This window comes from Sphingomonas sp. BL-S-30, from assembly GCF_055521475.1.
The window spans coordinates 4,254,956-4,279,484 of sequence record NZ_CM145481.1; the positions used below are offsets into that span (position 1 = coordinate 4,254,956).

At 65.9% G+C, this 24,529-nt stretch carries 19 protein-coding genes and 1 tRNA gene; 15 read left to right on the plus strand and 5 right to left on the minus strand.

Annotated features, from left to right (window positions below; all coding sequences use genetic code 11):
* The first annotated feature begins 6 nt into the window (after positions 1 to 6).
* The gene (locus ACZ1I5_RS19885) at positions 7 to 3,177 is read left to right on the plus strand and encodes an efflux RND transporter permease subunit (RefSeq protein WP_465170962.1); all 3,171 of its coding nucleotides are present in this window, start codon (positions 7 to 9) and stop codon (positions 3,175 to 3,177) included.
* A 90-nt stretch (positions 3,178 to 3,267) separates the two neighbouring features.
* Positions 3,268 to 4,533 carry a DUF445 domain-containing protein gene (locus ACZ1I5_RS19890; RefSeq protein WP_465170963.1) on the plus strand — a complete coding sequence of 422 codons (1,266 nt, stop codon included), beginning with the start codon at positions 3,268 to 3,270 and terminating at the stop codon, positions 4,531 to 4,533.
* Between the two features lie 4 nt (positions 4,534 to 4,537).
* On the opposite strand, the gene ACZ1I5_RS19895 is transcribed toward ACZ1I5_RS19890, so the two are convergent.
* Positions 4,538 to 5,224 carry an HAD family hydrolase gene (locus ACZ1I5_RS19895; RefSeq protein ID WP_465170964.1) on the minus strand — a complete coding sequence of 229 codons (687 nt, stop codon included), beginning with the start codon at positions 5,222 to 5,224 and terminating at the stop codon, positions 4,538 to 4,540.
* A 62-nt stretch (positions 5,225 to 5,286) separates the two neighbouring features.
* On the opposite strand from ACZ1I5_RS19895, the gene ACZ1I5_RS19900 reads away from it, so the two are divergent.
* From ACZ1I5_RS19900 to ACZ1I5_RS19915, 4 genes are read left to right on the plus strand one after another with little or no spacing between them, the layout of a single operon-like run.
* Positions 5,287 to 6,393 (plus strand): ABC transporter permease, encoded by a 1,107-nt coding sequence (locus ACZ1I5_RS19900; protein ID WP_465170965.1) that lies wholly within the window; start codon positions 5,287 to 5,289, stop codon positions 6,391 to 6,393.
* Positions 6,390 to 7,247 carry an ABC transporter ATP-binding protein gene (locus ACZ1I5_RS19905; RefSeq protein ID WP_465170966.1) on the plus strand — a complete coding sequence of 286 codons (858 nt, stop codon included), beginning with the start codon at positions 6,390 to 6,392 and terminating at the stop codon, positions 7,245 to 7,247. The genes ACZ1I5_RS19900 and ACZ1I5_RS19905 overlap by 4 nt, the downstream gene beginning before the upstream one ends.
* Positions 7,247 to 8,218 carry an MlaD family protein gene (locus ACZ1I5_RS19910; RefSeq protein ID WP_465170967.1) on the plus strand — a complete coding sequence of 324 codons (972 nt, stop codon included), beginning with the start codon at positions 7,247 to 7,249 and terminating at the stop codon, positions 8,216 to 8,218. The genes ACZ1I5_RS19905 and ACZ1I5_RS19910 overlap by 1 nt, the downstream gene beginning before the upstream one ends.
* Complete coding sequence (locus tag ACZ1I5_RS19915; protein WP_465170968.1) at positions 8,215 to 8,805, plus strand: ABC-type transport auxiliary lipoprotein family protein; 591 nt, start codon at positions 8,215 to 8,217, stop codon at positions 8,803 to 8,805. The genes ACZ1I5_RS19910 and ACZ1I5_RS19915 overlap by 4 nt, the downstream gene beginning before the upstream one ends.
* A gap of 130 nt (positions 8,806 to 8,935) precedes the next feature.
* On the opposite strand, the gene ACZ1I5_RS19920 is transcribed toward ACZ1I5_RS19915, so the two are convergent.
* Positions 8,936 to 9,799 (minus strand): peptidylprolyl isomerase, encoded by an 864-nt coding sequence (locus tag ACZ1I5_RS19920; protein WP_465170969.1) that lies wholly within the window; start codon positions 9,797 to 9,799, stop codon positions 8,936 to 8,938.
* 97 nt (positions 9,800 to 9,896) lie between these two features.
* On the opposite strand from ACZ1I5_RS19920, the gene ACZ1I5_RS19925 reads away from it, so the two are divergent.
* The 6 genes from ACZ1I5_RS19925 to ACZ1I5_RS19950 all read left to right on the plus strand — a co-directional run bounded on the left by ACZ1I5_RS19925 (position 9,897) and on the right by ACZ1I5_RS19950 (position 16,233).
* Positions 9,897 to 9,987, plus strand: a tRNA-Ser gene (locus ACZ1I5_RS19925).
* Between the two features lie 224 nt (positions 9,988 to 10,211).
* Positions 10,212 to 11,759 (plus strand): MBL fold metallo-hydrolase, encoded by a 1,548-nt coding sequence (locus tag ACZ1I5_RS19930; protein WP_465170970.1) that lies wholly within the window; start codon positions 10,212 to 10,214, stop codon positions 11,757 to 11,759.
* Between the two features lie 107 nt (positions 11,760 to 11,866).
* Positions 11,867 to 12,112 (plus strand): hypothetical protein, encoded by a 246-nt coding sequence (locus tag ACZ1I5_RS19935; protein ID WP_465170971.1) that lies wholly within the window; start codon positions 11,867 to 11,869, stop codon positions 12,110 to 12,112.
* Positions 12,112 to 12,447 (plus strand): TraR/DksA family transcriptional regulator, encoded by a 336-nt coding sequence (locus tag ACZ1I5_RS19940; protein ID WP_465170972.1) that lies wholly within the window; start codon positions 12,112 to 12,114, stop codon positions 12,445 to 12,447. The genes ACZ1I5_RS19935 and ACZ1I5_RS19940 overlap by 1 nt, the downstream gene beginning before the upstream one ends.
* 103 nt (positions 12,448 to 12,550) lie before the next feature.
* Entirely contained in the window at positions 12,551 to 15,115 is a 2,565-nt protein-coding gene (locus tag ACZ1I5_RS19945; RefSeq protein WP_465170973.1) for a cation-translocating P-type ATPase, read from the plus strand.
* A gap of 20 nt (positions 15,116 to 15,135) precedes the next feature.
* The gene (locus ACZ1I5_RS19950; protein WP_465170974.1) at positions 15,136 to 16,233 is read left to right on the plus strand and encodes an AI-2E family transporter; all 1,098 of its coding nucleotides are present in this window, start codon (positions 15,136 to 15,138) and stop codon (positions 16,231 to 16,233) included.
* Between the two features lie 54 nt (positions 16,234 to 16,287).
* On the opposite strand, the gene ACZ1I5_RS19955 is transcribed toward ACZ1I5_RS19950, so the two are convergent.
* Both ACZ1I5_RS19955 and ACZ1I5_RS19960 read right to left on the minus strand, forming a co-directional pair.
* Positions 16,288 to 17,565: an RNA polymerase sigma factor gene (locus ACZ1I5_RS19955; RefSeq protein WP_465170975.1), complete on the minus strand. Its 1,278-nt coding sequence runs from the start codon at positions 17,563 to 17,565 to the stop codon at positions 16,288 to 16,290.
* Between the two features lie 66 nt (positions 17,566 to 17,631).
* Positions 17,632 to 18,066, minus strand: coding sequence for a YciI family protein (locus ACZ1I5_RS19960; protein ID WP_465170976.1), 435 nt, complete (start codon positions 18,064 to 18,066; stop codon positions 17,632 to 17,634).
* Between the two features lie 279 nt (positions 18,067 to 18,345).
* On the opposite strand from ACZ1I5_RS19960, the gene ACZ1I5_RS19965 reads away from it, so the two are divergent.
* The 3 genes from ACZ1I5_RS19965 to ACZ1I5_RS19975 are packed head-to-tail and all read left to right on the plus strand — an operon-like array spanning position 18,346 to position 21,466.
* Positions 18,346 to 19,974, plus strand: coding sequence for a sodium/sugar symporter (locus ACZ1I5_RS19965; RefSeq protein WP_465170977.1), 1,629 nt, complete (start codon positions 18,346 to 18,348; stop codon positions 19,972 to 19,974).
* Positions 19,965 to 20,834, plus strand: a complete 870-nt coding sequence (locus ACZ1I5_RS19970) for a 2-dehydro-3-deoxygalactonokinase (RefSeq protein ID WP_465174010.1) — start codon at positions 19,965 to 19,967, stop codon at positions 20,832 to 20,834. The genes ACZ1I5_RS19965 and ACZ1I5_RS19970 overlap by 10 nt, the downstream gene beginning before the upstream one ends.
* Positions 20,831 to 21,466, plus strand: coding sequence for a 2-dehydro-3-deoxy-6-phosphogalactonate aldolase (locus ACZ1I5_RS19975; RefSeq protein ID WP_465170978.1), 636 nt, complete (start codon positions 20,831 to 20,833; stop codon positions 21,464 to 21,466). The genes ACZ1I5_RS19970 and ACZ1I5_RS19975 overlap by 4 nt, the downstream gene beginning before the upstream one ends.
* A 95-nt stretch (positions 21,467 to 21,561) precedes the next feature.
* Here the strand turns inward: ACZ1I5_RS19975 and ACZ1I5_RS19980 are convergent, their stop codons facing one another.
* Positions 21,562 to 24,501, minus strand: a complete 2,940-nt coding sequence (locus ACZ1I5_RS19980; RefSeq protein WP_465170979.1) for a TonB-dependent receptor domain-containing protein — start codon at positions 24,499 to 24,501, stop codon at positions 21,562 to 21,564.
* Positions 24,502 to 24,529 lie beyond the last annotated feature (28 nt).

The window sequence follows — 24,529 nt, forward strand, 5'->3', positions numbered from 1 at the left end:
TACCTCATGAGCTTTCGCAACATCTCCGCCTGGTCGATCCGGAACCCGGTTCCGTCGATCGTGCTGTTCTTCATGCTGACGGTCGCCGGCATCGTCAGCTTCAGCACGATGGAGGTGAACAACAACCCGGACATCGATTTCCCGGTGGTGATCATCCAGATCAGTCAGCCGGGCGCGGCGCCGACCGAACTGGAGAACCAGGTCACCCAGAAGGTCGAGTCCGCGGCCCGCAGCCTGCAGGGCATCGACGAGATCAACTCGACCGTGACCGAGGGCAGCTCCACGACGATCGTCCAGCTCAACATCGGCACGCCGATCGACCGCGCGGTCGAGGATGTGCGCAGCGCGGTGCAGCAGATCCGTTCCGACCTGCCCGACGGCATCCTCGAGCCGCAGGTGTCGCGCGCCAATACCTCCGGCGACGATCTCGCCAGCTATGCCGCGGTCGGCACCGACATGACGATCGAGCAGCTGAGCTGGTACATCGACAATAATGTCGCGAAGGAACTGCTCGCGGTTCCGGGCATGGCGACGGTCAGCCGCAATGGCGGCGTGGATCGCGAAATCCGCATCATCCTCGATCCCGCCAAGCTCCAGTCGCAGGGCCTGACCGCAAGCCAGGTCAACCAGCAGCTGCGCCAGGTGAACCTCAACGCCGCGGGCGGCCGCGCCGAGATCGCGGGCTCCGAACAATCGGTCCGCGTGCTCGGCAACGCCAAGAACGCCTATGAGCTCGGCCAGACCCAGATCGCCGTCGGCGGCGGCCGCACCGTCAAGCTGTCCGACATCGCGCAGGTCCGCGATCTCTATGCCGAGCAGCGTTCCGCCTCGGAGATGAACGGCCGCCAGGTGCTGAGCTTCGACTTCCAGCGCTCCAAGGGGGCGTCGGACGTCTCGGTCTACCAGGGCGCCAAGGAGAAGCTGGCCGCGCTCGAGAAGCGCAACCCGAAGGTCCATTTCCAGCTGATCTTCAACGAAGTGAAATATGCCGAGCAGCAATATCACTCGGCGATGGAAGCGATGGTCGAGGGCGCGGTGCTCGCCGTGCTCGTCGTCTTTCTGTTCCTGCGTGACTGGCGCTCGACGATCATCTCCGCGCTGGCCATCCCGCTGTCGGCAATCCCGACCTTCTGGTTCATGGATCTTCTCGGCTTCAACCTGAACCAGATGACCCTGCTCGCGCTGAGCCTGGTGGCCGGTGTGCTGGTCGACGATGCGATCGTGGAGATCGAGAACATCGTCAGGCACATGCGCATGGGCAAGACGGCCTATCAGGCGTCGATCGACGCCGCCGACGAGATCGGCCTGGCGGTGCTTGCCACCACCATGTCGATCGTCGCGGTGTTCCTGCCGGTCGGTCTGATGCCGGGTGTCTCGGGTCAGTTCTTCAAGAATTTCGGCCTGACCGTCGTGGTTTCGGTGCTGATGAGCCTTGCCGTAGCGCGTCTCGTGACGCCGATGATCGCCGCCTATTTCCTGAAGGCGCATGGCGAAGCCAAGCATGGCGAAGGCCGCCTGATGGACATGTACATGTCCACGCTGAAATGGACGCTCAGGCATCGCTGGTCGGCGATCGTCGGCGGCGTGGCGTCGTTCGCGCTGACCATCGTGCTGTTCGGCACCTTGCCGATGACCTTCCAGCCCGACCAGGACCAGGACGCCAGCACGGTCAACGTCGAGATGGTGCCCGGCACCACGCTCGATGAGACCAAGGTCGTCGTCCGGCGCGTCGCCGACTTCCTGCAGAAGCAGCCCGATGTCGAATCGGTCTATTCGCGCGCCTTTGTCGGCAACGGCCGGGTCACCGCGATCTACAAGGAAAAGAAGTCGATGAAGAGCACGGAGTTCGAGCGCTCGCTCGCTCCGACGCTCGCGCAGATCCCCGATGCTCGGGTCTCGTTCCGATCGAACAATGGCTGGGGCGGCAGTGGCCGCGACCTGACCATCACGTTGGGCGGCGACGATCCCGTGCAGCTGACCGCGACGGCGGTGAAGATCGTCGAGCAGATGGGCAAGCTGCCCTCGCTCGTCGCGCCGCGCATCACCGGTGACCTGAAGCGGCCCGAGATCGTCATCCAGCCACGCATGGACCTGGCGGCCAATCTCGGCGTCACGACTCAGGCACTCTCCTCGGCGATCCGCATCGCGACCTTGGGCGACATCGACCAGAACAGCGCGAAATTCTCGCTGTCGGATCGCCAGATTCCGATCCGCGTCGCGCTCGATCAGAACGCGCGTCAACGGCTGTCCACGATCCAGAACCTGCCGGTGCAGACCGCGACCGGCGGCTCCGTCCCGCTCAGCCTGGTTGCCCAGATCGGCTTCGGTGCCGGCCCGACCAAGATCGATCGGGTCGCGCAGCAGCGTCAAATCACGATCGGCGCCGATCGCGGCAACGACAAGAACGGCAAGCAGATCGTCTCCAGCGAAGCGATGAAGCAGATCCACGCCCTGCCGGCGATGAAGAACCTGCCGGTCGGCATCAGCGAATTGACGCTCGGCCAGGCCAAATGGCAGGCGGAGATGGTCAACAACTTCATCGTCGCGGTGGTGGCGGGCATCTTCCTCGTCTTCGCCGTGCTGGTGCTGCTGTACCGCCGCCTGCTCCCGCCCTTCGTCAACATGCTCTCGCTGCTGGTGGCACCGCTGGGCGGTTTGCTCGGCCTGCTGGTGACGGGCAATCCCGTGTCGATGCCGGTCTATATCGGTATCCTGATGCTGCTCGGCATTGTCGCCAAGAACTCGATCCTGCTGATCGACTTCGCGCTGGAGGAGATCAACAAGGGCGTCGAGACCGTCACCGCGATCATCGATTCCGGCCACAAGCGTGCCCAGCCGATCGTCATGACCACGGTCGCGATGGTCGCCGGCATGGTGCCGACCGCCCTGTCGCTGAGCGGCGACGGATCGTGGCGTGCGCCGATGGGCATCGTTGTGATCGGGGGGCTCACCCTCTCGACCGTGCTGACGCTGCTGATCGTTCCGGCGAGCTTCAGCCTGGCCGTCGGCATCGAACGCTGGATCGGGCCGAAGCTTGGCCGTCGCCTGCTCACCTATCGCCCGGGCGACGACGGCCGGCCGGTCATCGACCATGATCCGGGGCCGCACCGGATCGGGCCGAAGCCGACGACCATCGTGCACCGGCCCGGTGAAGACGAACCCCAGCCAGCCGAATGAGGCGTCGGTCCGGCTCCATCATTCGTCCGGGCCGGACGCCAAATCGACTCTCCACTTGAACAATCCCGGGTTTCGGGGATTGTTTCGGGCATGAAGCTGCTCGCCCGCGCACCTCGTAACGGGGAACCGACCCCTGCGGGCCTACGCCGGATGCGCTGGATCGCGACCGGACTGCTCGTGCTGATGGCGGCGATCTTCCTGGGCGCGCGCGCGATCGGCCCGGTCCATCCCGTCATCGGCTTCGTCCGGGCGTTTGCCGAGGCGGCGATGGTCGGTGGCCTGGCCGACTGGTTCGCCGTCACCGCGCTGTTCCGTCATCCGCTCGGCCTGCCGATCCCGCACACCGCGATCATCCCGCGCAACAAGGATCGCATCGGCGAAACGCTGGCGGCGTTTCTGCGCGACAATTTTCTCGTGCCGGGCGTCGTCGCGCGGCGCATGCGCCAACTCGATGTCGCCGGCGCCGCCGGCCGCTGGCTGGCTAGCCCTGCCGGCACGCAGGGCCGGTTACGCAAGGGCGCCTCGCGCCTCGTCGCCAACATGCTCGAGGCCTTCGACCCGCAGCGGCTTGGCGGCATGGTCAAGACCACGATCGGCCAGCGCCTGCGCGCGCTCGACGTCGCGCCCCTGCTCGGCCAAGCGCTGACCGCCGCGATCGCCGAGGGGCGTCACGCCCCCCTGCTCGACGGCATCATCCGCTGGGCGGCCAAGGTGCTGGCGGCAAACGAACACATGATCCGCGCGATGGTGCATGAGCGCGCCGGATCGGTGATGCGCTGGACCGGGCTGGACGAAACGCTTGCCAACAAGATCATCGATGGCCTCGACAACCTCCTCCACGATATGGCCGAGGATTCGGAGCATCCCTTGCGAGCCAAGGCCGAGGAGGGCCTCGTCGCGCTCGCCCATGACCTGCAGCATGACGAGAAGATGCGCCTTAGGGTCGAGGCGCTGAAAGCCGAGATCATCGAGAACCCCGCCATGCAGCGCTGGCTCGACGGCCTGTGGGAGAGCGCGCGCGCCGGCATGCTGCGTATCGCGCGCGACCCTGACGCAGCACTCACCGGCCAGCTCGGCGAAGCGCTGCGCCAGCTGGGGGACACGCTGCAACACGACGAGATGCTGCGCGCGACGATCAACCGTTTCGTCCGCCGCACCGCGGTCGGTATGGCCGCCGATTATGGCGACGGCATCGTCCGCCTCGTCTCGGAGACAGTGCGCGGCTGGGATGCCCGCACCATTACCACGCGGCTGGAGAATGCGGTCGGCAAGGACCTGCAATATATCCGGGTCAACGGCACGCTGGTCGGCGGGCTGGTCGGCCTGATCATCCACAGCGTGGATATGCTGCTGTGATCCGCTATCGCTCCCAGTCGACGATCGGCCAGCCCTTTTCCCGAGCGAGGGCCCTGAGCGGCCCATGCGCGTTGACCGCGAACGCTTCGTCGGCCCAGTCGAGCACTGGCGCGTCCGACACGTGATCAGAGTAGAAGCGGATCGCCACATCGGCCCGCTCCATGCCGTTCACCGCCATCCAGGCCTGGATCATGCGGAGCTTGGCCGGACCGTAGCAATTCTCCCCCGCGATCCGGGCGCGCAGCCGGTCCTCGACACGCTCCACCTCAGTACCGATCACGTCGTCGAAACCGAGCCGATCGGCGATCGCGCTCGCATAGAAGCGGTAGGACGCGGTCGCCATCACCAGCCGGTATCCCGCCGCCTTGTCCGCCGCGATCTGCGCGCGGGCGCCGGCGAAGATGCCCGAGGCGACGACCGAATCGGCGAAACGCGCCGCTGCGCGTCGGGCCTCGCTGTCGCGCATCGCGTGACCGAGCAGCAGGCGCTGCGTGATCTGCTTCAGCCGGGCGCGATCGATCGCCTTCACGGCATAGGCGGCCGCCGCGATGCCGGCGAGTGGCAGCAGGGCCAGCCGCCAGGGCGCCTGGCGCCGCGCCGTCTGGATGAGGAAGTTCGTCCAGGTCGGCGCGTGCGTGATGGTCTTGTCCATGTCGTAGATGGCAAGCTTGTGCGGGAAAGGCGTCTGCATCGCTTCATCCTATGCACGGCGCGGCTTGCCGATCCAGCGCGATTGCACCAATGGTGTGCGATATGAACGAGATGGCCGCCTTCTCGCACGACAGCGCCGGTAACGGCGATGTGCTGCGTTTCACCGGCAATCTGTCGCTGGCGCAGATCGGCGACCTGCCGGAGCGGTTGCGCGGTTATGGCGGCCCGGTCGACGTGATCGACCTGAGCGGGATCGACCGGATCGACACGATCGGCGCCTGGCTGATCCATCGCTTCGCGGCCCAGCACAGCGCCCGAATCGAGGGGCTGAATCCCGACGGCACGCATCTCCTCCAGCAGGTCGAGGCGGCGGACCAGCATGTCGCGATGCGGCCGGCGGTCGAATCGGGCCTGATCCGCGTGGTCGGCGAGGTCGGCGACGCCATCGTCATCGGGCTGAAGACGCTCTACGGTCTGCTCGGCTTTCTCGGCGCGACGGTGATCGCGTTCGGCAACGTCATCCGCTATCGCCGCTTCCGCTTCAACGCGACGGTCCAGCGTTTCGAGGTGGTCGGCGTCACCGCGCTCGGCATCATCGGGCTGATGAGTTTCCTGATCGGTATCGTCATCGGCCAGCAGGGCGCCGTCCAGCTCCGCCAGTTCGGCGCCGAGGTGTTCACGATCAACCTGATCGGCCGAATCACCCTGCGCGAGCTCGGCGTGCTGATGACCGCGATCATGGTCGCCGGCCGGTCGGGCTCCGCGTTCGCCGCGCAGCTCGGCACGATGAAGCTGACCGAGGAAATCGACGCGATGCGCACGATTGGCGTATCGCCGATGGAAGCGCTGGTGCTGCCCCGGGTCATCGCCGCCGTGGTGATGATGCCGTTGCTCGGCTTCTACGCCTCGCTCATCTCGATCATTGGCGGCGGGCTGTTCTGCTGGATCTCGCTCGGCATCCCACCGATCACCTTCGTCCAGCGCATCCGCGAGGTCGTGCCGATCACTGACCTGTGGGTCGGGCTGGTCAAGGCACCGGTGTTCGGCGCGATCATCGCCATCGCCGGCTGCTTCCAGGGCATGCAGGTCGAGGCCGATGCCGAACAGGTCGGCATGCGCACCACGGCCGCCGTGGTTCAGGCGATCTTCCTGGTGATCGTGCTCGACGCGTTTTTCGCCGTGTTCTTCACCTGGATCGGCTGGACATGAGCCCCAACAAAAGCGGCAACAAGAGCGGCGAGACCGTCATCTCCGTGCACGGACTGAAGAACAGCTTCGGCGAGCAGGTGGTTCATGACGGGCTCGAGCTGGAGGTGAAGCGCGGCGAGATTTTCGGCGTGGTCGGCGGCTCCGGCACGGGCAAATCGGTGCTGATGCGATCGATCATCGGGCTACAGGTGCCCGATGAAGGCGAGATCACCGTGTTCGGCGAAAACACCGTCAACCTCGACGAGAATGAAGCGGTCAATATCCGCAAGCGCTGGGGCGTGCTGTTCCAGGGCGGCGCGCTGTTCTCGACCCTGACCGTCGCCGAGAATACCCAGGTTCCCCTGCGCGAATTCTATCCCGGTCTCGACCAGGCGCTGCTCGACGAGATTGCCGCGTACAAGGTAGTGATGACTGGCCTGCCCGCCGATGCCGGGCCGAAATTCCCCGCCGAGCTGTCGGGCGGCATGCGCAAGCGCGCGGGGCTGGCCCGTGCCCTGGCGCTCGACCCGGAATTGCTGTTTCTCGACGAGCCGACCGCCGGACTCGATCCGATCGGCGCGGCGGCGTTCGACGAGCTGATCGCGTCGCTGCAGAAGACCATGGGGCTGACGGTCTTCCTGATCACGCACGATCTGGATACGCTCTACGCGATCTGCGACCGTGTCGCGGTGCTGGCCGACCAGAAGGTGATCGCGGTGGGCACGATCGACGAACTTCTCGCGCTGGATCACCCATGGATCCAGGAATATTTCAGGGGCCCGCGCGGCCGGGCGGCGACCGCAACGCTTGAGCACAAGCTGCATGCGGAGCAGGCAGCGCAAAGGGCGACGGAACACACAGGGGCTGAGGACTGATGGAAACCCGATCGAACCATGTCCTGGTGGGCGCCGTCGTGCTGATCCTGCTCCTGGTGCTGGCCATCTTCACCGTGTGGATCGCGCGGCTGAGCGGCAGCTCCGAGAAGGAATATGATATCTTCTTCAAACAGTCGGTCGACGGGTTGAACAAGGGATCGTCAGTCGCCTTTTCGGGCGTGCCCTCGGGCCAGGTGAAGGAGATCGCACTGTGGAAGCCCGATCCCCAGTTCGTCCGGGTGCGCATCAGCGTGAACGACGAAACGCCCGTGCTGCAGGGCACCACCGCGACGATCCAGGGCGTCGGCTTTACCGGCGTCAGCGAGATCCAGCTCGACGGCGCGGTCAAGGGTGCGCCGCCGATCGCCTGCCCAGAGGTCCATCCCGAAAATGACTGCCCGTTCGGCGTCCCGGTCATCCCGCCCAAACAGGGCGGGCTCGGCGCGTTGCTCAACTCGGCACCGAAGTTGCTCGAGCGGCTGTCGACCCTGACCGAGCGGCTGACCGAGATGCTGTCGGACAAGAACCAGGCCTCGATCAGCGGCATCCTGGCCAATACCAACCGATTGACCGGGGCCCTGGCCGATCGCGGGCCGGAAATCGCGGCGACGATCGCCGAGACCCGCGCGGCGATCCAGAAGGCCGGCGACGCCGCGCAACAGATCGGCCAGCTTGCCGACACGACCAATGGCGTGATGGCCAATGACGTCCACCCGGCGATGCAGAATCTCAACAAGGCCGTCGCCTCCGCGCAGCACAGCATGGAATCGCTCGATTCGGCGATCAACGAGGCGCGGCCCGGCATCCAGTCCTTCTCCAAACAGACCATGCCGGAGGTCGGGCAGCTCGTCCGCGACCTGCGTGTGATGTCGGCCGCGCTCACCTCGGTCGCCGAGAAGATCGACCAGGGCGGCGCCGGCTCGCTGGTCGGAGGACCGAAACTCCCGGACTACAAGGGCAAGACGAAATGATGCGCATCCGCACCCTCATGTTCGCGCTGCTGGCGACGGCGCCACTCGCCGGCTGCATCAGCTTCGGTGCCAAGCCGCCGCCCTCGCTGCTGACCATCACCTCTGCAGCGTCGATTCCCGCCGGGCAGACCCAGTCCTCCGCCACGGGGGGAACCATCGTCATCCTGGTGCCCGCCGTCTCGCAGGCGCTCGCCACCCAGCGCGTGCCGGTCCAGACCAGCGCGACCGACCTTGCCTATGTCGTCAACGCGCAATGGGCCGAGCCGCCCGCACGACTGTTCGCGCGGCTGCTGTCGGACACGGTGAGCGCCAAGACCGGGCGCGTGGTGCTCGGCGCCCAGTCGATGATCGATCCCGGCGCGCACCTGTCCGGCGAGCTCCGCGCCTTCGGGCTTGACGCCGCATCGTTCCAGGCAGTGGTGACCTATGACGCCGCGCTGACGCGCAAGGACGGCAATGTTGTGGAGAAGCGCCGGTTCGAGGCGCGCGTGCCGGTCTCGGCGATCGAGCCGGGCCCTGCGGGCGTCGCGATCAACCAGGCGGCCAACCAGGTCGCGGCGGAGGTCGCCGACTGGGTCGGCCGCTGACGGACGGCATCTGTTCGAGCAACTGGCGCCTGATATCAGATTGCGACGGAGCCCTACTCGACCCGCGCAAGGCGAGGCCCAGTCGGGCATGATCCTGGCGACAGCCCGGGAACGTTGAATCGAGCCCGCTTCATTTCGCGCCGACGCGGCGGGTCGCCAGCGGCAGATCGCAGATATCGATGCCGCCGAAGCCGACCATCGGCGGGGCCGGATTCTCGCGCAGCTTGATATAGGCGGCGAAGCGTGTGTTATCGGTCGCACGATATTCGAACTTCGGGCGTTCGGCGACCGGCATCTCACTGGCGAGCCTGACCGAAATGATCGTGGTGCGTTCCGGCTCGGTCGCATAGACGCCCATCGCCGCGTCGCTGCGCGGCATCGCTGCCATATATTTCATGCCTTCGATGATGCGCCCGACAATGGTGTAGTTGCGGTCGAGCCGGCGCGCGGCACCGCTGATCGGAGTAAACAATTCAGCCCCGCTGCCGGTCTTGGGCAGGGCATCGCGCGCCACGCCCACCGTGCCGTAGCAATGCGGCACCCAGGCTGCCTTGCCGTCGGTGGCGATCGGCCAGCCATCGGCGGTAACGCCGGATGCAGTCGAATAGGCATCGCTGCGGCTGAGGCGCTGCGCCGCGCCGAACCCCGGAACATCGAATTCCGTCACCACCGGCTCTACTACGTCGGCGGGCAGTGGCTTCTTCTCGGTGGCGTCGCCCCATTGGGTCACCCAGTTTTCCTGAACGCGGTAGACGCTGGTCTCGTCCCACCAATGCGCTTGGGCGAGCTTGCGAACATTGGCGACATGCTCGGGGGCGAAGCGTGGGGCGAGCCGGATCACGACGATACGGTCGCCGGCCAGGGTGACGATCATCAGCTCGTCATCGGGGATCGGTCGCCAGTCGGCGGGGATCGCATCGGAGGGAAGCGGCAACACCGCGGGCGGGCGCGCGGCCTGGGCGCCGGCGAGCAGCGCAAAGAAGGGGATCAACATGACGCCATCCTGGCATGAAGCCCCGCGCCCGCGCAATCGTCCCAGCGGCTTGCGCGCCTGCCCGTCACCCTCTAGGGGGCTGCGTTCCGGGGAATGCGGAGCGGTGGCCGAGTGGTCGAAGGCGCTCGCCTGGAAAGTGAGTATACGTCAAAAGCGTATCGAGGGTTCGAATCCCTCCCGCTCCGCCAAACACCTTGATTTTATTGTATTATTTCAAAATCGTTCAGTCCGGGTACTTAGTCGGCAAGTGGGCTGGCCCGAGTGAAAGTCGGGGATACGTAGACTTACCAAGTTTCGGCGTCGGTGGGCCGGCGTAGCAGCGTTCGATGGACCAGAGCAGCAGTACGCCGACATGACGGAGAAAATCACTCTCGCTTTTCACGGAGCGGCGCGCACAGTCACGGGTTCCTGCATGGAATTCACGCATCGGGGGAAGCGCATTCTCGTGGATTGCGGCCTCTTCCAGGGCTCGCGTACGCTGGAGACACTGAATCACGGCGCATTCGCGTTCGACGCGCGCCACGTCGATGCGGTCATCCTCACCCACGCGCATATCGACCATAGCGGTTTGCTGCCCCGGATGGTTGCCGAAGGCTTCACCGGCGACATTTGGTGCACCGAGCCGACCGCGGCGCTGCTCGAGTTCATGCTTGCCGATGCGGGCCGCATCCAGGAGGGCGACGCTGCCCGGCGCAACCGACGCAAGGACCGCGCGGACCTGCCCGATATCAAACCAATCTACACTGAGCAGGACGCGATGACTGCCTGGAGGCAGGCCCGAGCGGTCGCCCTCAAGGAGTGGTTCGAACCCGTTCCCGGTTTCAAGGCGCGCCTGTGGAACGCCGGACACATATTGGGATCAGCCTCGGTCGAGTTGCTGGTCGGTGGCACCCATATCCTCTGCTCGGGCGATATCGGACCCGAGCACAAGGCCTTCCATCCCGACCCTGAAAGCCCCGCCGGCTTCGATCATGTCATCTGCGAGTCCACCTATGGTGACCGCAAGAGGGATGACGTGACGATCTTCGAGCGCCGCACCATCCTGGAAAACGAAATCACGCAGGCGCTGGCGCGCGGCGGAAACCTCATCATCCCGGTGTTCGCGCTTGAACGGACGCAGGAACTGCTGCTCGATATGGCGGCGCTCATCGACGCGAAACGTATCCGGTCCCTGCCGATCTTCGTGGATTCGCCCCTCGCCAACAGGGCGACGGCCGTCTTCGCGAAATATGCAGATACGCTCGAGGACATGAACGGCGAGAATATCTTCCGGAACACGGCGTTCCATTTCGTTGACGCCACTGCGGAGTCGATCCGGTTGAACAGTGTCTCGGGAGCGACCATCCTGGCTGCATCCGGCATGTGTGAGGCGGGGCGCATCCGGCATCACCTCAAGCACAATCTGTCCAAGCGCGAAGCGACGATATTGTTTGTCGGCTTCCAGGCCGAGGGGACGTTGGGCCGCGTAATCCTCGAAGGGGCAGAACGCGTGCGTATCTGGGGCGAGGATATCGTCGTGCGCGCTCAGATCCGCCACATCGACACCTATTCCGCGCATGCCGACCAGGACGGCCTGCTCGCCTGGATGGGAGCTCGCCGTCCGGTTGGTGGCAGCCTCTTCCTCGGCCATGGAGAAGCCTCGTCGATCGAAGCGCTGCGCCAGCTCGCCCAAAGCAGACGGATCGCGCCCTCGATCCTCGTGCCGGAGATCGGGGAGGCCTACCATCTCGAGCCCGCGACGCCCGCCGCGCGAATCAGGACCGCCGATCCGAAACTTCAGGACGTGATCGGGCCGGACTGGCAGAACAGCTATGCCGATTTCGCCACGAAACTGAAACAGGAGCTCGCGCAAATCGAGGATATAAGGGCTCGCGAGCATGCCGTTGCGGATATGCGCGCGGTGCTTGAGCGCTATAAGCATGCCCGCGCGGAAGGATCGGCCCGGCGACATCAGCCATGAGCATTTGTCGACGGCCATCGGGCTCATCACGCCACGCCCATGGTCCGGAGAATCCCGTAGCGACTCCGTATCGCATGGATGGCACCGTCCTCTTGCGGAGGTGATTCATGGACGCACTTGAAATTCCCTATCTGCTCAAGCGAGCGCGTGCGCATCGGCGTTTGAGTCAAATCGCGAAAAGTGGCGAGGCGCGGTTGATCCACCGCCAGTTCGTCAACAGCTACCAGGCTCTCCTAGTGGCGATTCGGCGCAGGTGCTCGTCACCGGAGACCTGTTTCAGGACGGTGAAGAAGCAACGGCTCGGCCTGGTCGATGGGATTGCGGCGATGACCACTGATGGGAAGGTGGCCTGATGCCGGACAAGATTGAGACTCGTGCCCGCCTAACGGGGCGACTCGCCGAGTTGGTGACGGAGGTTGGGCGTATCGAAGGCGAACTGGGCCGACCGCTCGACGACGACTTTGCCGAACAGGCAGTCGAGCGGGAGGGTGACCAGGCGCTGGACACGCTGGAAAGCGCTGCGCTCGCAGAAATCGAACTGACCAGAAAGGCAATCGCGCGGCTTGACGCGGGCAGCTATGGAATCTGCACCCGTTGCGGCAACGCCATCGAGGCCGACCGGCTGAACGCGCTGCCAGCGACTGCACTGTGTATCGGCTGTGCGGGCGCGGTGCATATCGCCAAGTAGTGAAGAAGGGCCTGGGCGCGCTGGAGAAGCTTGCCCGTGCCCGCATGTCTTCAATTGCGCACCGCGCCGATAAAGCTGAATGCGGTCCCAAGCGGGAGGATTCATGATTGACGGGAGCCGATCGGCCGGCCTGACCGCCGAGACGGCGCGCGCGCGCCTGGCAGCGGATGGACCTAATGAGCTGCCGCGTGCCGGGCAACGGTCCATCGCGCGCATCGCGATCGAGGTCCTACACGAGCCCATGCTGGCGCTGCTGCTGGCGGGCGGGGTCACCTATCTCCTGCTTGGGGACCTGGCCGAAGCATTGATCCTGCTTGGCTTCGCGTCCTTCTCCGTCGCTGTCACGGTCATCCAGGAAACCCGCACCGAGCATGTGCTCGAGGCACTGCGCGACCTGTCGGCGCCGCGCGCGCTGGTCCTCCGCGATGGCGTGCGCCTGCGCATTGCCGGGCGCGACGTGGTACGCGACGATCTGCTCGTGCTCGAACAGGGCGACCGGATCGCGGCCGACGCGATGCTGGTCGAGGCAGCCGATCTTCAGACCGACGAGTCGCTGCTGACGGGTGAATCGCTACCGGTCGGCAAGACGGTCGCGAACGCGGGCGCTCCCACCGCGACGTTCCGCCCCGGCGGCGAGGGCCAGCCCTTTGTCTATTCGGGCTCGCTCGTCACGCGCGGCACCGGCATCGCCCGCGTGCTGGCGACAGGGCCGCGCAGCGAAATCGGCCGGATCGGCCAGTCGCTCGCGACGCTCGATACCGAAGCGCCGCGCCTGCGCCGGGAAACCACGCGGATCGTCACCTGGTGCGGGATCGGCGGGGGCGCGGTTGCGCTGCTTGTGGTCTTGCTGTTCGGCCTGCTGCGCGGCGGCTGGATCGACGCGGTGCTGGCCGGCATCGCGATCGGCATGTCGATGTTACCTGAGGAATTCCCCGTTGTCCTGACAGTGTTCCTTGCGATGGGCGCGTGGCGAATCGGCAAGGTCGGCGTGCTCACCCGTCGCGCGGCGGCGATCGAGACACTCGGTTCCGCAACCGTGCTGTGCACCGACAAGACCGGCACCCTTACCGAGAATCGCATGTCGGTCGCCGAGTTCTGGCTGCCGTCGGGCGACACGCTCGCGGTTGGGCCGGACCTGCGCGTTCCCGCAGCCTATCATGGCCTGATCCGGACGGCCGCGCTGGCCAGCGCGGCCGAGCCGACCGATCCTATGGAGATCGCGCTGCACGATGCCCAGGGCACGGTCCTGGGTACGGCTTTGTCCAGCGGCGCGCTGGCGCATGCCTATGCGCTTCGCCCCGAGCTTCTGGCGATGTCCAATATCTGGGACGATGGCGATGCGTTGACCCTTTCCGCCAAGGGCGCACCCGAGGCAATCGCCAGCCTGTGTCGTCTGCCTGTGCAAGGCCATGCGGCGATGACCGTCGCGGTTGAGGCAATGGCGATGCGTGGCATCCGCGTGCTCGGTGTCGCGACCGCCACACCACGCGATCGGGCCTGGGCCAAGACGCAGCTTGATTATGACTATACACTGGTCGGGCTGGTCGGGCTGGCCGATCCGATCCGCGCCAGCGTGCCCGGCGCGGTCGCCGAGTGTCGCAACGCGGGCATCCGCGTCGTCATGATCACCGGCGACTATGCGGCGACCGCGCGGTCGATCGCCACCCAGGCGGGGATCGCTGACGGCGACGTGCTGACCGGCGTTGACCTGGCCAGGCTCGACGACGCCACGCTTGCAGGGCGCCTGAAAACCGTCACCGTCTTCGCCCGGATCATGCCCGAGCAGAAGCTGCGCATCGTCCAGGCATTCAAGGCGGATGGCGAAATCGTCGCGATGACCGGCGACGGCGTCAACGACGCGCCGTCGCTCAAGTCGGCGCACATCGGCATCGCCATGGGCAAGCGCGGTACCGATGTCGCGCGCGAGGCCGCGGCCATGGTCCTGCTCGAGGACGATTTCGGGTCGATCGTGCAATCGGTCCGGCTCGGCCGGCGAATCTACGACAATATCCGCAAGGCGATGGCGTTCATCTTCGCGGTGCATGTGCCCATTGCCGGCCTGGCGTTGCTACCCTTGTTCTTCGGCCTGCCGATCCTGTTCGGACCCGTGCACATCGCGCTGCTCGAAATGGTGATCGACCCGGTCTGCGCCCTGGTGTTCGAAGCCGAGCGCGAGGAGGACGACATCATGCGCCGTCACCCGCGCGACCCGTCGGAAGCCCTGTTCTCCCTGCCGATGATCATATGGAGCGTGTTCCAGGGCGGTCTCGCCTTCGCGATGCTGGCGACGGCCTTCCTGGTCGAGAGCTGGTCCGGCATGCCCGAGACCGAGCTGCGTGCGCTGACCTTTTTCGCGCTGGTCGCCCAGATCGTCGCGCTGATCCTGGTCAATCGATCGTTCGGCGCGTCGCTCCGGCAAGCGCTCGTCCGGCACAATGCGGCGCTGCGCTATATCGCCCTTAACATCACTGGCGTGACCGCCCTGATCCTGTTCCTGCCTTCAGCGCAGGCCTTGCTGAAGTTCGGATCGATCGCATGGAGCGACATGGTGCTGGCCCTCGGCCTTGGCGTTGTCCTTTTGTTGCTGCTTGAAGGCTGCAAGCCCCTCGTCCGGCGCCTCACGGAGCGCATTGCGCCGATCCCGATGCGCGCTGGCAGCGGCTCGTGAGCGACGATATGTCGTTCAGCATGAACCGGTCGCACCTGTTCCTCCTGTCGCTGGTCGCGCTCGCCACGCTCGCCTTTCTGTGGCTGGCCGCGCCCTTTTCGGGCGCGATCCTCTGGGCCGTGATCGCGGCCGTTCTGTTCGAGCCTTTCAACACGCGGCTGCTCAGCGCGATGCCGCGTCGTCGCAACGGCGCGGCGGTGGCGACATTGCTCGTCATCGTCTGCGTCGTGGTGGTGCCGGCGATGCTGCTCGGCGCAGCCTTGCTGAGCGAAGCCGCCGCATTCTATGCCCGCGTCCGCAATGGCGAGATCGATTTCGGACGTCTGTTCGTCGAGACGCAGAGCCATTTGCCGGACTGGGCCAGGGGCTGGCTCACCGACATCGGCCTGGGCGACGTCGGTGGTCTGCGCACCAAATTGGGCCAGGGTTTCGCAAGCAGCTTCCAGTCGGTTGCCGGCCAAATCCTGAACATTGGCCAAGGGGCGTTCGGCTTCTTTCTTGCTCTCGGCGTGATGCTGTACCTGACATTCTTCTTTCTGCGGGATGGGCACGATCTGGCGGCGCGGATCGAGCGGAGCATCCCGCTGCGCGCCGAACAACGCGCGATCCTGGTCGCGAAATTCGTCATGGTGATCCGCGCGACGATCAAGGGCAGCCTGATCGTCGCCCTGTTGCAGGGCACGGTCGGCGGCCTCACCTTCTGGTTGCTCGGAATACCCGGCGCACTGCTCTGGGGCGTCGCGATGGGGGTGTTTTCGCTCTTCCCGGCAATCGGGACGGGTCTGATCTGGGTACCCGTGACCGTCTATCTGCTGGCCACGGGCGCTATCTGGCAGGGCAGCGTTCTTTTTCTGTGCGGTTTCTTCATCATCAGCAGCGTCGACAATGTCGTCCGCCCGATCCTGGTCGGGCGTGACGCGCGGATGCCTGATTATGTCGTCCTGGTTGCGACGCTGGGCGGGTTCGAACTGATGGGATTCAATGGGTTCGTGATCGGTCCGGTCATCGCCGCCCTGTTCATGGCGGTGTGGGACCTCTTCGGCAATGAACAGGGTCTGGCACCCGCGATCGAGACGGAAGGCCATGACGTGTCGGATGACGTCCCAAGCTCGCGCTGAGGCCTCGCAAATGCCGAGGCCTGACCAACCAGGGCTTGCGCCCGGAAAGCGGGATCACTGCTCGCCGCCACAGGCATCCGCCCGGGCGAGGAGAAAGGCCCGTTCCCGCGCATTGCGGGTAAGCGTGGCGGCAGCCTGGAATTCCGACTGCGCCTCGGCCAGCCGGCCGGCGCGAAACAGGAAGTCGCCCCTTGCCGCCGGCAGGGGCGCATAATGGCGCAGCGCGTCGGCATCGGCGATCTCGTCCACCAGTCTGAGGCCTGCTTCGGGCCCGAAGGCCATGCTGTGGGCGATCGCGCGATTGAGATCGACCACGGGCGAGGGCACTACGACGCGCAGCCGGTCATAGAGCGCGGCGATGCGCCGCCAGTCGGTATCGGCGGCCCGGCGCGCGCGCGCATGGCAGGCGGCGAGCGCGGCTTGCAGTACATAGGGTCCGTCGCCACCGGCCGCTTCGGCGCGGGCCAGCGCGTCGAGGCCGCGGTGGATCAGCAAATGGTCCCAACGCGCGCGATCCTGCTCGGTGAGCGGAACGAAAGCGCCGTCCAGCCCGGTGCGCGCGCCGAGGCGCGACGCCTGGATCTCCATCAGCGCCAGGAGGCCGAGCACTTCGGCATTTTCGGGGGCGTCCCCGGGCATCAGCCCGGCCAGGATGCGACCGAGGCGTTGCGCTTCGAGGCACAGGCCCGGCCGGACGAGATCGTCGCCCGCCGTGGCCGCATAGCCTTCATTGAAGATGAGGTAGATGACCTCGAGCACCGAGGGCAGCCGCGCCGCGCGTTCCGCGCCCCGCGGCACCTCGAAGGTCAATCCGGCCCTTGCGATGGCCTTTTTCGCGCGGACGATTCGCTGCGCGATCGCCGCTTCGCTCGACAGGAAGGCGCGGGCGATCTCGTCGGTGGTAAGACCGCCGACCACCCGCAGGGTGAGTGCCGCGCGGGCATCGGGCGACAGCATGGGGTGGCAGGCCGTGAAGATCAGGCCCAACAGTTCGTCGCCCAGATCATCGTCCATCGCGGCGTCGATCGCCTCGGCCGCATCGTCCGAGGTCTCGTCCAGCGTCCGCGCGATCTCCTCGTGCTTGCGCGTGCGCATCCTGTCGCGCCGAAACAGGTCGATGGCGCGTCGTTTGGCAGCGGTCATCAGCCAGGCGCCCGGATTGGCCGGGACGCCGGTCCTGGGCCATTCGGCCAGGGCCGTAACCAGCGCGTCCTGCGCCAGCTCCTCGGCCCGGTCGATATCGCGCACCATGCGGGCCAGGCCCGCGATGAGCCTGGCCCGTTCGATGCGAAACGTCGCTTCAATCGCCTGGTGGGTCTCGCCTGCGGTCACGCTGCCTTTTCGGTCAGGCCCGCTAGAGAGGCAAGCCGGCGCCGTCGCCGGCCCCCGCCGGCGCTATCAGGCGACGCCGAGTTTCCCGCGCTCGCCCTCGCGCGGCGTCGCCAATTCCTCGGGCGTGATGAAATCGGCCAGATCCGCCGCCTCGTAGAACGGCCGGATCTGCATCTCGCTTCGCCCGGGCATGACATTGGGCGCGCGCTTCGCCCAGGCCACGGCCTCGTCCATGTCCTTGACCTCCCAGATCGAGAAGCCGGCGACGATCTCGCGCCCCTCGGCGAACGGCCCGTCGATGACGGTGCGGCCGGCGCCCTCGCAGACGATTCGCTTGCCCTCGGCGGTCGGCTTGAGCCCAGCACCGGCCACCATGACGCCGGCCTGGACCAGTTCCTCGGTAAAACGGTCCATCGCCGCGAACGCCTCGAGCATTTCGGGCGTGGGCTCCAGGCCCGGATCGACCCCCTCATTGGCCATTGCAAACACCATCACGCGCATCGTCAGTCTCCTTGCTTGAGCCGGCCCCTGTTGGCGTCTCATCGGGACGACGAACGAGCTTGTCGGAAATCGACAAGGTTCGGCAAAATTTTTTCGGCGGCCGGCGCGCCTGGCTGGAGGATCAGAAGACCAGCGAACCAAGGCCGATTTTGCGACCCTCGCAACCTGGAACCGCGGTCAACGGGGAGCGCGGATCGGCTGGATCAGGCCGAAAAATCTGGATAGACAGGCGACAACGCTGCTGGAGCCTCGCGCCCGCAGGCACCGAGGGGGAGCAGCATGACGAGCCTGTCGCAGATCGATGTCATCGTTGTCATTGCCTATGCCATCGGCATTTTCGGCCTTGCGCAATGGGTGAGCCGCGAAAAGGCCGGCCATGCGAAGGACTCGTCCGACTATTTCCTCGCCTCCAAGTCGCTTCCCTGGTGGGCGATCGGCGCGTCGCTGATCGCGGCGAACATTTCCGCGGAACAGATCGTCGGCATGTCGGGCTCGGGCTATGCGCTTGGGCTGGCGATTGCGTCCTATGAGTGGATGGCGGCGCTGACCCTGCTGATCGTCGGCAAATATTTCCTGCCGATCTTCCTGAAGAACCACATCTACACCATGCCGCAGTTCCTGGAGCAGCGGTACGGCCGCGTACTGCCGGTGCTGATGGCGCTATTCTGGCTGGCGCTCTACGTCTTCGTGAACCTGACGTCGATCATCTGGCTCGGCTCGATCGCGGTGAACAAGGTCGCTGGGGTCGACCAGGACACGGCACTGGTCGCGCTGGGCGCCTTCGCCTTGCTCTATCAGCTCTATGGTGGCCTCAAGGCGGTGGCGCTGACCGACATCGTCCAGGTCACCTTGCTGGTGTTCGGCGGCCTCGTGATTTCCTATCTGACCTTGAACCAGGTCGGCGGAGGACACGGCGTGATCGCCGGCTTCACCACGCTCACCGAGCGCGTGCCCGGGCATTTCGACATGATCCTCAGCCCGGACCATCCCTTTTACAAGGACCTGCCCGGCATCGCGGTGCTGGTCGGCGGGATGTGGATCGCGAACCTCAGCTATTGGGGCTTCAACCAGTACATCATCCAGCGCGCGCTGGCCGCGAAGAACATCGCCGAAGCGCAGAAGGGCGTGATGTTCGCGGCCTGGCTGAAGTTGCTGATGCCGGCGATCATCGTGCTGCCGGGCATCGCCGCCGTCGTACTCGCACCCGATCTGGTAAAGCCCGACGAAGCCTATCCGACGATGATGAAGCTGCTGCCCTCGGGCCTGCTCGGCCTGGTCTTCGCGGCGCTGATCGCGGCGATCATCGCGTCGACCGCGTCCAAGATCAATTCGATCGCGACGATCTTCACGCTCGATCTCTACGCGAAGGCGCGCGGCATCAGGACGCGGGGCGAGGACGGCCAGGTGGAAGGCCAGGAAAAGCATCTCGTGCTGGTCGGCCGCATCGTTGCCGCGCTCGCCGTGGTGATCGCGCTGATCGCGGCGCGGCCACTGCTCGGCAATTCGGATCAGGCGTTCCAGTTCATCCAGGAATTCTCCGGCTTCTTCACACCGGGCATCACCGTCATCTTCCTGCTCGGCCTGTTCTGGAAGCCGGCGACCGAGGCGGGCGCGATCGTCGCGGCGATCACCTCGGTCCTGCTCTCCTATGTCCTCAAGATGGGCATCCCCTCGCCCTGGCTGCCCGAGGCGCTCAATGCCTATCTCTTCCCGTTCATGAACCGCATGATGTTCGTATTTCTGGTCAGCCTGTTCCTCGCAATGGCGATCTCGCTGCTGGTGAAGGGCCGGGGCGATGCGAACCGGGTGACGATGGAGGGCGTGAGCTTCCGTACGACGACCGCGTTCAATATCGGCGGCGTGGGCGTTGTCCTGATCCTGATCGCGCTCTACGCGACCTGGTGGTGAGCTTTGCAGACCGATTCCTTGCCGTCGATTGGGGGACGACCAACCGACGCGTCTTCCTGATCGAGGGCGGCCGCGTCGCGCGCAGCGAACGTGACGGCAACGGCGTGACGACGGTCGAGGATTTCGAGGTCGAGGCTGAATCGATTCGCGGTTCTTTCGGCGACCTGCCGCTGCTGATGGCGGGGATGGTCGGGTCGAACATCGGCTGGCGGGTGGCGCCTTATGTTCCCGCACCCGCTGGAACCGCGGAGCTTGCCGCCAACCTGTTGTGGATCGATGGGCGCACCGCGATCGTGCCCGGTGTGTCGACCACCGGCCCCGCCGATGTGATGCGCGGCGAGGAGGTGCAGCTGATCGGCGCGGTCGAGGCCGGGCTGGTCCCGCGCGACGCGCTGCTGGTGCAGCCCGGCACGCATTGCAAATGGGTCGAGATGGTCGCCGGACGCATCGCCGGTTTCACCACCGCGATGACCGGCGAGCTGTTCGCCTTGCTGCGGGCGCATGGGCTGCTCGCGGCGCAGATCGGCGGAGACGTGACGTTGGGCGCGGCCTTTCGCGATGGCGTCGAAGAGGGGCGCAAGCGCGACCTTGCCGCGTCGCTGTTCGGCATCCGCGCGGCGAAGCTGCTGGGCGAACGCGACGACAGGGATGCGGCGAGCTTTGCCAGCGGGCTGCTGATCGGCACCGATGTCGCGGCACGGCTCGAGGCGCCGGGGCATGAGATCGTCCACATTCTGGCGGACCCGGCGCTGGGCGGCCTTTATGCCGCGGCGATCGAGGCGCATGGCCGCACGGCGCGGCTGGTCGACAGCCAGACCGCGTTCAGTGCCGGAATCATCGCCATCGGAGCAAGAGCATGAGCCATATCGCCTCCTTCGACGCCGGTTTTGCCCGCTGCCCGCTGATCGCGATCCTGCGCGGCGTCAGGCCGGACGAGGTCGAGGCGATCGGTGAGGCGCTGGTCGAGGCGGGCTTCACCCTGATCGAAGTGCCGATGAATTCGCCCGATCCGCTCGACAGCGTCGCGCGGCTTGCGAAGCGCTTCGCCGGCCGGGCAGTCATTGGCGCGGGCACGGTGCTGCGCGAGGATCAGGTCGCGGCAGTGAGCGCGGCGGGCGGCACGATGATCATCTCGCCCAACGCCAATCTTCGCGTGATCGCGGCGAGCGCGGCGGCGAAATTGATCTCGCTGCCCGGCATCGCCACGCCGAGCGAAGCCTTTGCCGCGCTCGAGGCGGGGGCGACCGCGCTGAAACTGTTCCCGGCGGAGGCGGCCAGCCCCGCCGTGGTGAAGGCGATGCGCGCCGTATTGCCGAAAGAGGCGCGGCTGCTGCCGGTCGGCGGCATCGCGCCCGACACCATGGCCCCATGGACCGCAGCCGGCGCCGCCGGCTTCGGGCTCGGCTCGGCGCTGTACAAACCCGGCATGAGCGCCGCCGATGTCGGCGCCAATGCGCGCGCTTTCGTGCACGCTCTGTCCGCCAGGGGATGATCTCGCGATAGTTGCAACGGCCCGCCGGCCGATCGAGCCATGGCCGATGACGGCGAGCACGGCGGGAAGGGGCGGCGCCCCCTCCCGCCGGCCGGTCAGAGCTTCAGGCGGGCCCCGACCGCCATGAAGGTTCCGCGCCGGTCGAAAAAGGTCCCGTTGGCGACCGTCGGCTGGGTGATGCCGTTGGGCGTGATGGGCGGATAGACATTGAACAGATTCTCGACGCGGCCATAGACCTCGACGGCCGAGGTGACCTTGTACGATGCCGAGAGATCGACATAGCTGCGGCCCGAGACATTGTTGTCCGCCAGGTCGAGCGTCGTGGTGTTGAAACGCGTATCGAACTTGCCCCCGTCGATATAGCGATAGCCGATCCCGAACTTGAAGCCGCCGACCGAATAATTGGCGTCGAGATTGGCGCGCCATTCCGGCAGGCCCTGGGGCGGCGGCGAAATGCCGGCCAGGCCGACATAATCGTTGGTCACGCCGTTCGACGTGGTCGACAGCTCCGCCACATAATTGGCCAGGCCGCGCAGGCCGAGTTCACCGCCCAGCAGGCCGAAGCGATATTGCAGCTCGACGTCGACGCCCCTGGTCTTGAGCGAATCGGCATTGAACGGAATCACGTTCACCTGAGTGATGATCTGCGTGTTCGGGTCGCGGATGACGCCGCTGCAGAATTCAGTCCGTCCGGCTTGGCAGAAATCGACGATGCTCTGCGGCGCCACGGTCGAGATCGCCTGCTTGATCGAGATCGAATAATAATCGACCGAGGCCTTGAATCCTTTCAGCCAGCCGGGCTGGAAGATGACGCCCCCGGTGAAGGTATCGGCCCGTTCCGGCGTCAGCGCGGGATTGCCGCTGGTGATCTGCACCGTCTGGCGCGAGGTGTTGGTGCGGGGATCGATGATCGCGTTGATCACCTGGTTGCCGCGCGAGAACAGCTCGTAATTGTTCGGCGCGCGGATATCGCGCGAGACCGTCCCGCGGAAGCGGATGTCGGGAATCGGCGAATAGTTGAGCCCGACCTTCCAGGTGGTGACGCCGCCGCTGAGCGAATAATCAGTGTAGCGGATCGCCCCGTTGAGATCGAGGCTGTCCGCGAAGCGGACGCCCTTGGCCAGCGGCACTACAATCTCGGCATAGCCTTCCTTGACGTTGAACGCGCCGGTAAAGGGTTGCGAGTTGACCGAGCGCCAGCGCCGCGCGGCCGAATCCGGATCAGCGGTCTGCACCGTTTTTTCACGGCGATATTCGGCGCCGACCGCGACCTTCACATCACCGGCCCAGGTGGCGAAGGGGCTGCCCGAGAGATTGGCCGCGAACACATCCTGTTCCTGGCGCGAGCGCGTCCAGGACGTGCCCCGGTAATAATCGAGCGCCCGTTCGCTGACCGCGCCGGCACCGAACGGATTGATCGGCACGCAATCGCGGATGTCGCGATACGGGTCCTGCGCATCGGTCGGATTGGGGTTGGTGAGCAGCGCGCGGCAGGTCGGCTGGCCGGTCGCGGGGTTGATCACGCTGTCCAGGCCATTGGTCCAGCGGCTGTTGATGCGGTTGTTGTAGCTGATCGACTGATAGCTGTTCCGCCCGATCTGACCCGACACATCCCAGCTCCAGCCTTCGCCGAATTTCCCTTCGGCACCGAAGGTGAAGCGGCGGACCTGAGTCGCGTTGACGAACAGCGAATTGCCGTCCTCGTAATTCATCCGGCCGATGGTGAAACTGGTCAGCCCGGCCTGGCCCATGGCCGTGCGCACCGAGCTTGCCAGAAAGGCATTGTCGTTGCGGATGATGAGACCGCCATTGTCGGGGTTCGGCGTCAGATCCGACTCGACATTGACCCGCGAATAGAGCCCGTCCGCGAACAGAGTGATATTGTCCGTCAGCGCGAACCGCACCGCGCCATAAGCGGTATAGCGCTCGATCTCGGGCATGATGTTGCCATCGTCCTCGACCGACGCGCCGTCGCCGCCGGTCATGAAGGTGCCGCCGATATTGGTGCCGTAATTGAACGGGACGGGGTTGCCGTTGCGGTCGAACTGGACGCCGGTGCCGGCGGCGAAGCCGAGGCGCTGCGCGAGGGCGAGGCCGTTGGCGCGTGTCGCCACGCCGCCCGCCGTCATCTGGGTGAAGCGCGAATTGTCGACGATGAGCAGGCGCGGCTGGCCGTTGGTGGTCGTGTAAGCCGGGTTGGTCAGCAACGCGGTTTCGTTGCGGCCCCAGGGGCGCGCGCCCTGCGCCGTCTGGCCGTCATTGTGCAGATAATCGCCCGCGACCGTCAGCTGCAGCCGGTCGTCGAGCAGGCTGGTGCCATAGGCGCCGCTGATGGTGGGGCGGTGATGATCGTCATAGATCGTCTGGCCATAGGAAAGATCGAGCTTCAGCCCCTTCAATTTCTTGTCGAGCACGAAGTTGACCACGCCAGCGACGGCATCCGACCCATAGGCGGCCGAGGCGCCCCCGGTGACGATCTCGACGCTGTTGATCAGCGCCACGGGCACGATGTTGGTGTCGATCGTGCCGGCCGGATCGGTGAAGGCGACGCGGCGCCCGTCGACCAGCACCAGCGTGCGCTGCGTGCCCAGGCCGCGCAGATCGGCATTGGAGCCGCCGACCGGCTCGCTCGACTTGCCGATATTCTGGTTGATGCGCAGCTGGGGAACGTCGTCGAGCAGATCGGCAACGGTGCTGACCGCCTTGGATTCGAGCTCGGCCGCGCCCAGCGTGGTCAGCGGCGTCGGCGCGGTGAAACCGCTGATCCTCGTGCCGGTGACGGTAACCTCGGGGGTTTCCGCCTCGTCGGCGGGTGTCGGATCCTGCGGGGCGGCGGCTTCGGCGGCGGGGGGAGTGCGGGGCGCGTCCTGCGCCTGCGCCGAGAATGGCACCAACAGCATCGGCACGCCCGCCATGACGGCGAACAGGGCGCTGGCGTGGAATGGCCTGATCGCCATGCGCGTGCGCCGCGACAGGCGTTCCGGCCACGCGTTCGCGCTCCGCACCGTGGTTTCCCGCGGCAATTCGTGCTTCACTATCACTCCCCTTAAGGTTATTTTTGTA